Genomic DNA, 14,466 nt, shown 5'->3' with positions numbered 1-14,466 from the left:
TCCTTCACTTCGGCATGAACAATTTGCGCTTGAGGAATATACAGTACCTGTCGATTATGGATGTGTAAACATCTGGACGGCTAAATACTAAAAATTCCACAAGGGGCATACCATGACAATTCTTAATCACACCCTCGGTTTCCCTCGCGTTGGCCTGCGTCGCGAGCTGAAAAAAGCACAAGAGAGCTACTGGGCGGGTAATGCCTCCCGTGAAGAACTGCTGGCAGTGGGGCGCGAACTGCGCGCCCGTCACTGGGAGCAGCAGAAACAGGCGGGTATCGACCTGCTGCCGGTGGGGGATTTCGCCTGGTACGACCATGTTTTGACCACCAGCCTGCTGCTGGGTAATGTTCCGGCTCGTCATCAGAATAACGATGGCTCGGTAGACATCGACACGCTGTTCCGTATTGGCCGTGGCCGCGCACCAACCGGTGAACCTGCGGCGGCGGCGGAAATGACAAAATGGTTTAACACCAACTACCACTATATGGTGCCGGAGTTCGTTAAGGGTCAGCAGTTCAAACTGACCTGGACGCAGTTGCTGGATGAAGTGGACGAAGCGCTGGCGCTCGGCCACAAAGTGAAACCTGTGCTGCTTGGGCCGGTTACTTACCTGTGGCTGGGTAAAGTGAAGGGCGAGCAGTTTGATCGCCTGAGCCTGCTGAGCGACATCCTGCCGGTATACCAGCAGGTACTGGCCGGGCTGGCGGAACGCGGGATTGAATGGGTGCAAATCGATGAACCCGCCCTGGTGCTGGAACTCCCGCAGGCATGGCTGGATGCTTTCAAACCTGCCTACGATGCGCTTCAGAGCCCGGTAAAGCTGCTGCTGACCACCTATTTTGAAGGCGTTACGCCGAATCTGGAAACCATCACCGCGTTGCCGGTGCAGGGTCTGCACGTTGATCTGGTTCACGGTAAAGATGATGTAGAAGCGTTGCACAACCGTTTGCCGTCCAACTGGCTGCTCTCGGCGGGTCTGGTAAACGGCCGTAACGTCTGGCGTGCCGATCTCACCGAAAAATATGCGCAAATTAAGGGGATCGTCGGTAAACGTGATCTGTGGGTTGCGTCGTCCTGCTCGCTATTGCACAGTCCAATCGATCTCAGCGTTGAAACGCGGCTGGACGCGGAAGTGAAGAGCTGGTTTGCCTTCGCCCTGCAAAAATGCGGTGAACTGGCGTTGCTGCGCGATGCGCTGAACAGTGGCGACACCGCGAAACTGATTGAGTGGAGTGCGCCGATTCAGGCACGCCGCCACTCAACACGCGTACATAATTCGGCGGTGGAAAAACGTCTGGCAGCGATTACCGCTCACGATAGCCAGCGCACAAACGCTTACGAAGTGCGCGCCGAAGCGCAGCGTGCCCGCTTTAAGCTGCCTGCCTGGCCGACCACGACCATTGGTTCTTTCCCGCAAACTACGGAAATCCGCGGCCTGCGTCTGGACTTCAAAAAGGGCAATCTTGATGCCAACAACTACCGCACCGGTATCGCCGGGCACATCAAGCAGGCGATTGTGGAGCAGGAACGTTTAGGACTGGATGTTTTGGTGCACGGCGAAGCCGAACGTAACGATATGGTGGAATATTTTGGCGAGCATCTTGATGGCTTTGTTTTCACGCAGAACGGCTGGGTACAGAGCTATGGTTCGCGCTGTGTAAAACCGCCTGTGGTGATTGGTGACGTGAGTCGCCCGGAAGCGATTACCGTAGAATGGGCGAAATATGCGCAGTCTCTGACCGACAAACCGGTAAAAGGCATGTTGACTGGCCCGGTCACTATTCTCTGCTGGTCTTTCCCGCGCGAAGATGTTAGCCGCGAAACCATCGCCAAACAGATTGCTCTGGCGCTGCGCGATGAAGTGGCGGATCTGGAAGCGGCGGGCATTGGCATTATTCAGATCGACGAACCGGCGCTGCGCGAAGGCTTACCGTTGCGCCGTAGTGATTGGGACGCCTATCTGGCATGGGGCGTGGAGGCTTTCCGTATCAACGCCGCTGTGGCGAAGGACGACACGCAAATCCACACTCACATGTGTTACTGCGAGTTCAACGACATCATGGATTCGATTGCTGCTTTGGATGCGGATGTTATTACTATCGAAACTTCACGTTCCGACATGGAGCTGCTGGAGTCGTTCGAAGAGTTTGATTATCCAAATGAAATCGGCCCGGGTGTGTATGATATTCACTCGCCAAACGTCCCGAGCGTGGAGTGGATTGAAGCCCTGTTGAAGAAAGCCGCGCAACGTATTCCGGCCGAACGTTTGTGGGTCAACCCGGACTGCGGTCTGAAAACCCGCGGCTGGCCAGAAACCCGCGCCGCGCTGGCGAACATGGTGCAGGCGGCGCAGAACCTGCGCCAGGGGTAAAATGAACAGGCCCGGTAAGCGAAAGCGTTACCGGGCAATACGCTTATTTCTTCCCGCCATACTGCGCAAACCATTCCAGCATGCGCTGCCAGCCATCTTTTGCAGATTCTTCGTGATAGCTCGGGCGATAATCAGCATTAAACGCATGCCCGGCATCCGGGTAGACAATGATTTCGGCTCTGGCATTGGCCGCCCGCAGCGCCTGGCGCATTGTCTCTACGCTATCAACCGGGATCCCCGTGTCCTGCCCGCCATACAGACCTAGCACCGGTGCATTGAGGTCAACGGCGATATCTACCGGTTGCTTTGGCGAGTTCAGCGATTTATCGCCAACCAGCTTGCCGTACCATGCCACGGCGGCTTTTAATTGCGGGTTATGCGCGGCGTACAGCCACGCGATGCGTCCGCCCCAGCAGAAGCCGGTGATCAGCAAACGGCTGGCATCGCCGCCATTGCGCGAAGCCCAGTTAGCGACGTGATCGAGGTCGGCCAGTACCTGCGCATCGGGGACTTTGCTGACCAGGTTATTGAAAAGGGTGGGGATGTCGGCGTAATCGTTAGGATCGCCCTGTCGAAAATAAAGCTCTGGTGCAACAGCCAGATAACCTTCCAGCGCCAGGCGACGACAGATATCGCGGATGTGTTCATGGACGCCAAAAATCTCCTGCACTACGATTACCACCGGAAGCGGGCCATCGCTCTGTTTCGGGCGGGCATGGTAAGCAGGCAGAAGGTCGCCCTGAGAAGGAATGGATGTTTCGCCCGCGACAATCGCCTCGTCTGATGTGTGAACAGTAGTAGAGGCGTGAGGCGATGCGGCAGGTGCGAACCCAGGTTGGTTGTTGGTCATGGCATTCTCCGTACCTTAAAATGAGCTTTTAGCGCTTCTTTAATATAGACAAATCACAGTGCCTGAATACGGGCGATTTTTGTGCAACAACGGAAGATATAACTTGTTAATGTGATGTGAATCACTTTTTGAATGGAATTTGCTGCAATATTTTTAATTCCTGGTGACGGAGGTCACGAAATGTTGTCATTGTCTTCTGTAAAGTGGCTTTTTGCTTCTTCTGACAAACCCGATCCACAGAGGAGTTTTCTATGTCTAAGTCTGATGTTTTTCATCTCGGCCTCACCAAAAACGATTTACAAGGGGCTACGCTCGCGATCGTCCCTGGCGACCCGGAGCGTGTGGAAAAGATCGCCGCGCTGATGGATAAGCCGGTCAAACTGGCATCCCACCGAGAATTTACCTCCTGGCGTGCCGAGCTTGATGGCAAGCCGGTGATTGTGTGCTCCACCGGTATCGGCGGCCCGTCTACGTCTATCGCGGTAGAAGAGCTGGCGCAACTGGGCATTCGCACATTCCTGCGCGTTGGCACCACCGGCGCAATTCAACCGAATATCAACGTTGGCGATGTGCTGGTGACTACTGCATCCGTTCGCCTCGATGGTGCGAGCCTGCACTTTGCGCCGATGGAATACCCGGCGGTGGCTGATTTCGAGTGCACCACCGCGCTGGTGGCGGCGGCCAAAGAGATTGGCGCGACCACCCACGTTGGCGTAACCGCCTCTTCCGACACCTTTTACCCAGGCCAGGAGCGTTACGACACCTTCTCCGGCCGCGTGGTCAGCCGCTTCAAAGGTTCCATGGAAGAGTGGCAGTCGATGGGCGTGATGAACTATGAGATGGAATCGGCAACGCTGCTGACCATGTGTTCCAGCCAGGGGCTGCGCGCAGGGATGGTTGCAGGCGTGATTGTGAACCGTACTCAGCAGGAGATCCCGAACGCTGAGACGATGAAACAGACCGAAAGCCACGCGGTGAAAATCGTGGTGGAAGCGGCGCGTCGCCTGCTGTAAAAAAAACGCCCCTCGGGTTGTGTGCCTGGGGGGCGCGATTTTTATGCGTGGCGAAATTTCCATAACCCACGCGCAATAGGCGTAGCCAGCGTAACGAGCGCCAGGCTTAACAGCGCCAGCGTGATGGGGCGGGTGTAGAGAAAATCCCAGCTTCCGGCAGAGAGCGACAGCGCCCGGCGCAGGTTACTTTCCGCCATCGGCCCCATAATCAACGCCAGCACGACTGGCGAGGCAGGGTAACCACCTTTCTGCATGAAATAACCCACAATACCCGCAATCAGCATAATCCCCACATCAAACACACTGTTATTAAGCGCATAGGTGCCAACGACGCACAGAGCGAGGATCAGCGGCGTGAGAATATGGCCGGGAATTTTCACCACATTGCTCACCACTTTCAGCGATAACAGCCCCAGAATCAGCAGCATGAAGTAGCAAAAGATCATCCCGATAAACAGCGTGTACACCATGTCGCCGTGTTCGGTAAACATCAGCGGGCCGGGCTGCATGCCCTGAAGCGTCAGCGCGCCGAGCATAATGGCGGTCACCGCATCGCCGGGAATGCCCAGCGTCAGCATCGGCAGTAATGCGCCGCCGGTACAGCCGTTCGCTCCGGCCTCGCAGGACGAAACGGCGGTGATTTCCCCTTTGCCGAAGTTTTCCGGCGTCTTGCTAAAGCGTTTGGTTTCGTTATAGGCGACGAACGCCGCAATATCCGAACCCGCGCCGGGGATCATGCCGATAAACATACCCAGCCCGGCAGAACGGAGAATAGTCACCAAAAGGCGGCGGATGATATGCCACGGCAGCAGGATACTGCCGATAACGGCCTTCATATTTTGCTCAAGCGTATGATCCTTTTCCATCGATTTGAACGCTTCCGAGGCGGCGAACAGGCCGATCATCACCGGAATAAACGGTACATTCATCAGTTCGACGAAACCGCCGGTAAAGCGGGGAAAACCGCCCATCGGATCCAGCCCGATGGTGGCGATGAGCAGGCCGCCGACGCCGGAAATCAGCCCCTTGATCAGCGATGCGCCGGAAATGCTGGCAATGATGCTCAGGCCGAAGATCGCCAGCGCAAAGGACTCCGAGGCGCTGAACTCCAGCGCCCAGCCGGCCAGCACCGGGGCGAGAAACATCAGTACGATGATGCTCAGTATGCCGCCGCTAAAAGAGGAAAAGGTGGCGGCGCTGAGCGCCATACCGGCTTTCCCCTGTAGCGTTAGCTCGTAGCCGTCGATCGCCGTCGCGGCGGCGGCGGGCGTTCCGGGGATCTTTAACAAGATGGCGGTGATGGAGCCGCCATAGACGCCGCCGAAAAATACCCCGCAAATCATCAACAGCCCGGAGATGGGATCCATCCCGTAGGTAAAGGGCAGCAAAATCGCCACCCCCATGGTTGCGGTCAGGCCGGGCAGGGCGCCAATCATGATCCCCAGGAGTACGCCGAAAGAGGCCAGCAGGAGCGCCATTGGGTTGGCGAGTAAATGATCGACACCCTGTAATAACAAATCACTACTAAACATATCCGGCTCCATTTACTCGAAGAGGGAACCCACAGGCAACGGAACCTGTAGCGCCACGGAAAAAAGCAGCCATAACGCGAACGTGATGACGAGGGCGATCGCCGGCTTTAACCAGAGGCGCTGACGGTTCATCACGCCCATCAGCGCGATTAAGAAAAGGGGCGTGCTGATGAGGTAGCCCGCAAAGCTTAATAACACAATGTATCCGGCGGTGATCCCAACCCCCGCCGCCACGCGTCCGTAGCGCAGCGGCTCATGAGCGTGGGGCGTTATGCCGCTCGTCAGATAGTTGCTGGCGACCAGCGCAGCAGCCAGCGCCACCAGCAAGCCAGCATAAAAACGGGGAAAGGCGCCCGCGCCAATATCCGTTTCGATCGCCGTTGCCGGGAACTGGCGCGCGGTAACGATAACCGCGCACGCAATTACGCAAAGCAGAACGCCCACGCTTGCCACAGCAGGGGAGACCCGGCGATGCGGTACGATTTCCGCTTTCGTCGACATAACCGCACCTGCCCGTTATTTTTTCAGACCGAGTCTGGTCAGTAATTCGGCAAAATAGAGCTGCTGTTCGTTAATCTGCTGCTGGAACGCTGCGCTATCGAGCCAGGCGTAGTTCAGATTCAGCTTGTTCAGCGCATCCTGAAACGCGGGCTCGTCGGCGGTCGCTTTCGCTGCGGCGGCCAGAACATCGACGACATCCTGCGGCGTATTTTTAGGCACGATCAAACCGCGCCAGGTGCCAATCGACAGGTCGATACCTTTCTCTTTCAGCGTCGGCACGCTCGGCATGCTTTTCACCCGCTCATCCGCCATCACCACCAGTGTTTTCAGCTTGCCAGCGCTGACCTGGTTGATGACCTCGCCAGGGCTGACGGCGACGGCTTCAATATGGCCGCCCAGCAGGCCAGTCACCGCTGGCGCGGCGCCGTCGTAAGGAACATGACTGAACTTAACGCTGGCTTTATCTTCCAGCGCCGCGGCCGCCAGATGCCAGATGGCGCCGGTTCCGGAGTTGCCGATACGAACTTTGCCGGGGTTCTCTTTCGCCCATTGCAGGAACTCGTCGATGGTGTTCCACGGCGCGTCGGCCCGCACGGTAATGGCAGCAGGATCGGCGTTAAGACGGGCGATGGGTTTAAAGCTATCGGTTTTGAAGCTGACCATCCCGAGGCTTGGCAGCGTGGTCAGCTCCACGGTTCCCAGCCCGACTTTATAACCATTTGGCCGGGCGGTGGCGATTTCGCTAAAACCAATGGCTCCCCCGCCGCCGGGTTTATTAATGACGCCAATGCTCACCGGCAGATGCGGTTTTGCTGCGTCGGCGAAGGCGCGAGCGACCAGGTCAGTCCCGCCGCCTGCGGCGTAGGGTACGATGAGGTCGATCTGTTTAGTGGGGTAGGCTGCTGCCGTTACCGGCGGCGTCGTTAATAACGCGCCGGCAAACAGCGTTGCGGATAACATTTTTACTGGGTAAGAGAGATGCTTCAACATGGTCGTCCCTTTTTTTGTTGTAAGAAGTGGTGGTGCGCTTAAGGTTGGCACTGCCGCCACGCCTGCATAAACTGCCTGGCGGCCTGGCGAACATCCGATGCACTGTTTCCGGGTTTATACAGCGCCCCGCCAAGGCCGAAGCCATTTGCGCCGACGGCGAGGTAATCCGCCATGCCTTCCGGAGTTATCCCGCCGACCGGAAGCAGCGGGATATGTCGTGGGAATACGGCTCGCCAGGCCCTGACGATCGCCGGGGTAATCTGTTCCGCAGGGAATATTTTTATCGCGTCCGCACCGCGAGCGACGGCGGCAAACGCCTCGGTTAATGTCGCGACGCCGGGCGCGCAGAAGAGCCCGGCGGCTTTGGCGGCGTCGATAACGGCGGGATCGCTGTGCGGCATCACGATGAGCTGCCCGCCCGCCTGTTTCACTGCCGCGGCCTGCTGGGCCGTGAGCACTGTGCCTGCGCCGATGAGGCAATCCTGCGGCAGCGCCTGGCGCAACGCCCGGATGCTGTCGCAGGGAGAGGGGGAGTTAAGCGGTACTTCGATAATCCGAAAACCCTCTTCATAGAGCGTAAGGCCGATCTCCTCCGCCTCGCGGGGGTGTATCCCGCGCAGAATGGCGATAAGTCCATGTTCTTTAATGCAAGCGTTTAAATCCATTACACTTTCTCCGTTAGAGAAGGCCAGCGCGCAGGGCTATCTGCCAGAGCCCCGTCACGGTCGCCTGAGCGCTGTAGCTGATGGGCTGCGTGCCCCCCACCTGCTGAAAAGCGCGTTGATAACGCGCGCACAGCAGGGGGTTGCCTGTCAGCGTGATAGGTGTTTGCCGTTTCGCCAGCAGCGTCCGGCGCAGGCCGATAAATTCGTGACCGATGAGCAGGCCGGAGAGGTAGTCCGGCTGCTGCTGCGCGGAGAGTTGCCCGGCCAGCAGCCGGGTGCGGGTGGAAAACAGGGTGGAGAGCAGCCCTGTGTCGGCCTGGCGCATTGCGGTTGCCACGCCGTCGTCAAACGCCTGCCAGTCAGTCTCCTGTGCGGGTTGCATGGTGACGCCCAGAATGGTGTGGCTGCGCAGCGCCTCGTAGACTTCGCCGGTCATAAAGGTGTGAAATTCGCTGACGCTATCGCGCTGCGTGAGCGCCCATTTGGAATGGGTGCCCGGCATGCCGATAATGTGTTCGCCTGTCGCGTTTGGATCCTCGCTGAGGATGCCGAAAATCTGCGTCTCTTCGCCGCGCATCACTTCGGGATCGCTGCCATAAATCGCCAGTCCGGGAATAATCGACAGCCGTACCGTGGGCGAAATCGCCACCTGGCATAGCTGGCCGGCAAGCTCCGTCAGGCTGGTCGGGCAGTGCAGATAGGCGGCTTCTTTCCAGCCCTGCGCGCTGCCGATCATGCCGCAGGCGATGATCTCATGGCGCGTCGTGGTTGACAGCCAGCCTTCGCAGGCGGCGAAAAACGCTTGCCGGAATGCCTCCTCGCGCCCGCCGTTGCCGGTGGGCAACTTCATAATGCCCCAGGGGAGCTCCCGGCATTCAAGCGGTTGCGCCTGGTCGCCGAGCCGATAGGCGCGAAGGGATGTTGTGCCCCAGTCCAGCGCCAGTAAACGGGTTTGTTTGTCCATAGGTGATGTTTTTTCCTCCCTGATGTGTCGTTACTCTGCCCAACCGACTTCTGCGGATATCTGTCGTGCACAGGACTGCACCAGCGGAATGAGCTGATCCATGCGATCGCGGGACATATAAGTCGCCGTGCTGGCAACGGAGATGGCGGCAATCAGGCGGTTACTGGCATCAAATACCGGTGCTGCAACGCAGCGAATAGTGGGTTCATTTTCTTCTAAATCAAAAGCATAGCCGGATTTCGCATAGCGATACATGCTGGCAAGGAAGCGATCCAGAAACTGCTCATCGCCCTGGCGTAGAAATAGTGTTTGCAGTGTCTCCTGGTCATCGTTAAGCAGTAATGCTTTACCGATGCCCGTCAGCGCCAGCGGCATTCTGTGCCCTGGACGCGAGCGCATTTCCAGCCCGCGCTGGCTGTTTATTTTCTCCAGATAAAGCACTTCATCGCCATCACGAATGCCCAGATGAACCGTGTCTTTGGTCGCCTGTGCTAACTCATGCAGCCATGGACGCGCCAGTGCAGGTAGCGAGATGCTATCAAGCGCCTTCGCGCCAAGTTCGATGAGTTTTGCGCCCAGGCTATAACCCGCTCCGGGTGCATAACGCATATAACGTAATTCCACCAGGGCGGAAAGCAGCCGGTGCGTTGTGCTTCGCGGTGTGGCGGTAAATTCACTGATAGATTTAAGGTCTTTGCACCCTGCTTCGACCGCATTAATGACCGCCAGTCCACGGAGCAGTGTTTGGGTTCCCGCCGAGTGTTTAATTGCGCTAACCATCTGTTTAACCCCTTTGATTTGTGGCGATTTTGTTTCATGCCATTAGAGGTGACGGTGATACAGCGCACAAAATCCCAACAAATAAGATGGCATCCCGATATGTGGGAATTTGTTGAGATATTTGCGTACATCCTCGCAGGAAATGCCTTTCCAACTGGACATCTATACAGCACAATTCTACTTTTGCCATAAGTTGTTCATGCAGGGGGCATTGTGGATATCGCCATTCTTATTTATGTATTGGTCGCACTGGCGGGTATTGCGCTGGGTTGGCTGGCCGCCAGCTATCGCGTAGCACAACAGCGAGCGGAGCAGTTTGCTGAGGAACGTGATATCTATGGCGAACTGAGCGCTGCGAAGCAGGCGCTTGCACAGAACACCCACTGGCGTGATGAGTGCGACTTGCTGAATAACGAGTTGCGCAGCCTGCGTGAAATCAACACCTCGCTGGAAGCAGACCTTCGCGAGGTGACAACGCGGCTGGAAGCAACGCAGCATCACGCGGAAGACAAAATTCGCCAGATGATCAACAGCGAGCAGCGCCTGAGCGAGCAGTTCGAAAACCTGGCTAACCGTATCTTTGAACACAGCAATCGTCGCGTTGATGAACAAAACCGCCAGAGCCTGAATAGTTTACTGACGCCGCTGCGCGAGCAGCTTGATGGTTTTCGTCGCCAGGTGCAGGACAGTTTTGGCCAGGAAGCGAAAGAACGTCATACGCTCGCCCATGAGATTCGTAACCTGCAACAACTGAATGAACAGATGACGCGTGAAGCCGTCAACCTGACGCGCGCGTTAAAAGGCGACAATAAAACGCAGGGCAACTGGGGAGAAGTGGTGCTGACGCGCGTGCTGGAAGCATCTGGCTTGCGTGAAGGTTACGAATACGAAACTCAGGTCAGTATCGAAACCGATACTCGCGCCCGCATGCAGCCGGACGTCATTGTTCGCCTGCCTCAGGGCAAAGATGTCGTTGTCGATGCCAAAATGACGCTGGTGGCGTATGAACGTTACTTCAACGCGGAAGATGACTATACCCGCGAGCTGGCACTGCAGGAGCACATCGCCGCAGTTCGCAACCATATCCGTCTGCTGGGGCGCAAAGACTACCAACAACTTCCGGGGCTACGAAGCCTGGATTACGTCCTGATGTTTATCCCCGTTGAACCCGCCTTTTTACTGGCATTAGACAGACAGCCCGAACTGATCAATGAAGCTTTAAAAAATAACATTATGCTGGTAAGTCCTACTACGTTGTTGGTAGCGCTACGTACCATTGCGAACCTCTGGCGCTATGAACACCAGAGCCGTAATGCACAGCAAATCGCGGAACGGGCGAGCCGTCTGTATGACAAAATGCGCCTGTTTATTGATGATATGTCTGCCATTGGGCAGAGCCTCGATAAAGCGCAGGATAACTATCGTCAGGCGATGAAAAAACTCTCCTCAGGACGGGGGAATTTGTTGGCGCAAACAGAGGCCTTCCGCCACCTGGGGGTAGAGGTAAAACGCGAGATTAATCCGGATTTAGTCGAGCAGGCCACGGCGCAGGATGATGAGTTTCGGCTGCGGCAAGGGGGGGATTCTAACGATGATGATCCTTTAGCGGTGGAAAACGGTTGACCCTGTTTGAGGGAGTGTAGCGGGGTTGAATCGTAGGGCAATTGCGCCCAATCTGTTACACTCCATGAACATTTTCTTTATAAGCAGGCATAGAGATGGTTGAGGAATCACAAGACACAACGCACTTTGGCTTTAAGACAATCGCCAAATCCCAGAAGGAAGACATGGTCGCCCACGTTTTCCACTCTGTGGCCGCAAAATATGATGTGATGAACGATTTAATGTCGTTTGGCATTCATCGTATCTGGAAGCGTTTTACCATCGATTGTAGCGGCGTTCGTCGTGGGCAAACTGTCCTCGATCTGGCGGGCGGTACGGGAGATTTGACCGCAAAATTCTCCCGCATGGTGGGGGAAACCGGTCGCGTCGTGCTGGCTGATATCAACGACTCTATGCTGAAAATGGGGCGCGAAAAGCTGCGCAACCATGGCGTTATCGGTAATGTGGAGTATGTGCAGGCAAACGCGGAAGCGCTGCCGTTCCCGGATAACACCTTCGACTGCATCACCATCTCTTTTGGGCTGCGTAACGTCACCGATAAAGAAAAAGCGCTGCGTTCAATGTATCGCGTACTGAAGCCGGGCGGCCGTCTGCTGGTGCTCGAGTTCTCCAAACCCATTATCGAACCGCTGAGCAAAGCTTACGATGCTTACTCCTTCCACATTTTGCCGCGTATTGGCGAAATGGTCGCTAACGATGCTGACAGTTATCGCTATCTGGCGGAATCCATCCGTATGCACCCCGATCAGGAAACCCTGAAGGCGATGATGCAAGAGGCCGGAATGGAGAGCGTTGAGTACTTCAACCTGACGGCGGGAATTGTCGCGCTGCACCGCGGTTATAAGTTCTGACAGGAGGGCCTGATGCCTGTAAAACCCTTAGTGACTGCCGGAATTGAAACGGTACTCAACGCTTTCCTGTGGCGTGAGCGGGCGTTGAAACCAGCCCGCCAGCGTCTGGTGGGTAAAGTGCTGCGCGTAGAGCTTAAAGAGTTCACATCGCCGCTGGTGCTGGTATTTAGCGAACGGCAGGTCGATGTTCTGGGGGCCTGGGAAGGCGAGGCTGACTGTACAGTCATCACCCGAATCGGTGTTTTGCCGCAACTGCGTAATCGTCAGCAATTGACTGCCTTAATCCGCTCCGGCGATCTGGAAGTGCAGGGTGATATTCAGGTTGTGCAGAATGTGGTCGCCCTGGCCGACCTTGCGGAATTTGACGCGGCGGAACTCCTGGCTCCCTATACGGGCGATATCGCTGCAGAAGGAGTCAGTAAAATGCTGCGCGGTGGGGCGAAATTCCTGAAGCATGGCCTGGAACGTCAGCAGCATTATGTGGCGGAAGCAGTCACTGAAGAGTGGCGCCTGGCGCCCGGCGCGCTGGAGCTGGCCTGGTTTGCGGAAGAGACAATGGCCGTGGAACGCGCCGTTGATGCGCTGACGAAGCGGCTGGAAAAACTGGAGGGGAAATGACGCCAGGAGAATTACGGCGCCTGTATTTTATCATCCATACCTTTTTGAGTTACGGGCTTGATGAGCTCATTCCCAAAATGCGCATCACCCTGCCGCTGCGGATCTGGCGTCGGATGCTGTTCTGGATGCCTAATCGCCACAAAGACCGTCCGCTGGGCGAGCGCATGCGCCTGGCATTACAGGAGCTCGGCCCGGTCTGGATTAAACTTGGGCAGATGCTTTCAACGCGCCGTGACCTCTTCCCGCCGCACATCGCCGACCAGCTCAGCATGTTGCAGGATCGCGTTGCGCCTTTCGATGGTGTGCAGGCGCAAAAACTGATGGAAAAGGCGATGGGGGATATCCCTATCGAAAGCTGGTTTGATGATTTCGATATCCATCCGTTGGCATCTGCGTCTATTGCTCAGGTGCATACCGCGCGTCTGAAAGAGAACGGCAAAGAGGTGGTTATCAAGGTTATTCGCCCGGATATCCTGCCGGTTATCAAAGCGGATATGAAACTTATCTACCGCCTGGCGCGTTGGGTTCCTCGCCTGCTGCCAGATGGTCGTCGCCTGCGCCCGGTTGAAGTGGTGCGCGACTATGAAAAAACGCTGATCGACGAACTGAATCTGCTGCGCGAAGCCGCGAATGCTATCCAGCTACGCCGCAACTTCGAAGAGAGCCCGATGCTATATGTGCCAGAGGTCTACTCCGATTATTGCAGCGAAAACATGATGGTAATGGAGCGTATTTACGGTATTCCCGTGTCGGATACTGAAGCGTTGCTGAAGCAAAACACCAACATGAAACTGTTAGCGGAACGTGGTGTGCAGGTCTTCTTCACCCAGGTATTCCGCGACAGTTTCTTCCATGCAGACATGCACCCCGGCAATATTTTTGTCAGCTACGAGCACCCGGAAGATCCGCAATATATCGGTATCGACTGCGGTATTGTTGGCTCGCTGAACAAAGAAGATAAGCGCTATCTGGCGGAGAACTTCATCGCCTTCTTTAACCGCGATTATCGCAAAGTGGCGGAGCTGCACGTTGATTCTGGCTGGGTACCGCCGGATACCAACGTCGAAGATTTTGAGTTTGCCATTCGCACCGTTTGCGAGCCTATCTTTGAAAAACCGCTGGCAGAAATCTCCTTTGGCCATGTGTTGCTAAACTTATTTAACACGGCGCGCCGTTTCAACATGGAAGTGCAGCCGCAACTGGTGTTGCTGCAAAAAACGCTGCTCTATGTTGAGGGGGTGGGGCGACAGCTTTATCCTCAACTCGATTTGTGGCAAACGGCTAAGCCGTTCCTCGAATCCTGGCTCAAAGATCAGGTGGGTATTCCGGCGCTGGTTCGTGCGCTGAAAGAGAAAGCACCCTTCTGGATCGAAAAAATGCCCGAATTACCTGAACTGGTGTACGACAGTTTGCGCCAGAGCAAACATTTACAGAGCAGTTTGGATAAGCTTGCGGGCGACATTACCGTTCATCGTACCCGTCAGGGGCAGTCACGGTATCTCTTTGGTATAGGTGCCGTTTTATTATTGAGCGGTACTCTGTTGCTGATAAATCGCCCGGATTGGGGCTTCATGCCCGCATGGCTGATGGGCGCGGGGCTGGTGGTATGGTTCGCTGGCTGGCGTAAAACGCGCTGAATTTTGCATCGCTATCACGATGGCGCATAACGTATAATGCGCCAATGGTTATTTCATCATCTATCACA

Annotated in this window: 13 protein-coding genes; 6 read left to right on the top strand and 7 right to left on the bottom strand. The window is 56.1% G+C overall.

The genetic code is table 11. From position 1 onward, the window contains the following. Positions 1 to 112: 112 nt before the first annotated feature. Positions 113 to 2,374 carry a 5-methyltetrahydropteroyltriglutamate--homocysteine S-methyltransferase gene (gene metE, locus VSR74_RS21350; RefSeq protein ID WP_347796562.1) on the top strand — a complete coding sequence of 754 codons (2,262 nt, stop codon included), beginning with the start codon at positions 113 to 115 and terminating at the stop codon, positions 2,372 to 2,374. Between the two features lie 43 nt (positions 2,375 to 2,417). On the opposite strand, the gene VSR74_RS21345 is transcribed toward metE, so the two are convergent. Next, positions 2,418 to 3,224 carry a dienelactone hydrolase family protein gene (locus tag VSR74_RS21345; protein WP_347796561.1) on the bottom strand — a complete coding sequence of 269 codons (807 nt, stop codon included), beginning with the start codon at positions 3,222 to 3,224 and terminating at the stop codon, positions 2,418 to 2,420. Between the two features lie 251 nt (positions 3,225 to 3,475). On the opposite strand from VSR74_RS21345, the gene udp reads away from it, so the two are divergent. Beyond that, positions 3,476 to 4,237: a uridine phosphorylase gene (gene udp / locus VSR74_RS21340; RefSeq protein ID WP_347796560.1), complete on the top strand. Its 762-nt coding sequence runs from the start codon at positions 3,476 to 3,478 to the stop codon at positions 4,235 to 4,237. Between the two features lie 41 nt (positions 4,238 to 4,278). On the opposite strand, the gene VSR74_RS21335 is transcribed toward udp, so the two are convergent. The 6 genes from VSR74_RS21335 to VSR74_RS21310 are packed head-to-tail and all read right to left on the bottom strand — an operon-like array spanning position 4,279 to position 9,669. Further along, positions 4,279 to 5,769, bottom strand: coding sequence for a tripartite tricarboxylate transporter permease (locus tag VSR74_RS21335; protein ID WP_347796559.1), 1,491 nt, complete (start codon positions 5,767 to 5,769; stop codon positions 4,279 to 4,281). Positions 5,770 to 5,781: 12 nt separating this feature from the next. After that, complete coding sequence (locus VSR74_RS21330) at positions 5,782 to 6,270, bottom strand: tripartite tricarboxylate transporter TctB family protein (protein ID WP_347796558.1); 489 nt, start codon at positions 6,268 to 6,270, stop codon at positions 5,782 to 5,784. A gap of 15 nt (positions 6,271 to 6,285) precedes the next feature. After that, positions 6,286 to 7,260, bottom strand: coding sequence for a Bug family tripartite tricarboxylate transporter substrate binding protein (locus VSR74_RS21325; RefSeq protein WP_347796557.1), 975 nt, complete (start codon positions 7,258 to 7,260; stop codon positions 6,286 to 6,288). Between the two features lie 38 nt (positions 7,261 to 7,298). Continuing rightward, positions 7,299 to 7,925, bottom strand: coding sequence for a 2-dehydro-3-deoxy-6-phosphogalactonate aldolase (locus VSR74_RS21320; protein WP_347796556.1), 627 nt, complete (start codon positions 7,923 to 7,925; stop codon positions 7,299 to 7,301). A gap of 13 nt (positions 7,926 to 7,938) precedes the next feature. Then, positions 7,939 to 8,889 (bottom strand): 2-dehydro-3-deoxygalactonokinase, encoded by a 951-nt coding sequence (locus VSR74_RS21315; protein ID WP_347796555.1) that lies wholly within the window; start codon positions 8,887 to 8,889, stop codon positions 7,939 to 7,941. Positions 8,890 to 8,919: 30 nt separating this feature from the next. Further along, on the bottom strand, positions 8,920 to 9,669 hold the full coding sequence (locus VSR74_RS21310; protein ID WP_347796554.1) for an IclR family transcriptional regulator: 750 nt from the start codon (positions 9,667 to 9,669) through the stop codon (positions 8,920 to 8,922). 213 nt (positions 9,670 to 9,882) lie between these two features. Between VSR74_RS21310 and rmuC the strand changes: the two genes are divergently transcribed. The 4 genes from rmuC to ubiB all read left to right on the top strand — a co-directional run bounded on the left by rmuC (position 9,883) and on the right by ubiB (position 14,398). Continuing rightward, positions 9,883 to 11,292, top strand: coding sequence for a DNA recombination protein RmuC (rmuC, locus tag VSR74_RS21305; protein ID WP_347796553.1), 1,410 nt, complete (start codon positions 9,883 to 9,885; stop codon positions 11,290 to 11,292). 95 nt (positions 11,293 to 11,387) lie between these two features. Beyond that, positions 11,388 to 12,143, top strand: coding sequence for a bifunctional demethylmenaquinone methyltransferase/2-methoxy-6-polyprenyl-1,4-benzoquinol methylase UbiE (gene ubiE, locus VSR74_RS21300; protein ID WP_347796552.1), 756 nt, complete (start codon positions 11,388 to 11,390; stop codon positions 12,141 to 12,143). Between the two features lie 12 nt (positions 12,144 to 12,155). Beyond that, positions 12,156 to 12,761, top strand: a complete 606-nt coding sequence (gene ubiJ / locus VSR74_RS21295; RefSeq protein WP_347796551.1) for a ubiquinone biosynthesis protein UbiJ — start codon at positions 12,156 to 12,158, stop codon at positions 12,759 to 12,761. Further along, positions 12,758 to 14,398, top strand: coding sequence for a ubiquinone biosynthesis regulatory protein kinase UbiB (gene ubiB / locus VSR74_RS21290; protein ID WP_347796550.1), 1,641 nt, complete (start codon positions 12,758 to 12,760; stop codon positions 14,396 to 14,398). Before ubiJ ends, ubiB begins: the two co-directional genes overlap by 4 nt. Positions 14,399 to 14,466: the final 68 nt, after the last annotated feature.

It is taken from the genome of Pseudocitrobacter cyperus, assembly GCF_039889165.1.
Taxonomy (GTDB): Bacteria; Pseudomonadota; Gammaproteobacteria; order Enterobacterales; family Enterobacteriaceae; genus Pseudocitrobacter; species Pseudocitrobacter cyperus.
Note: the sequence above shows the minus strand (reverse complement) of the source record. Positions and strands in the feature narration are given on the sequence as shown.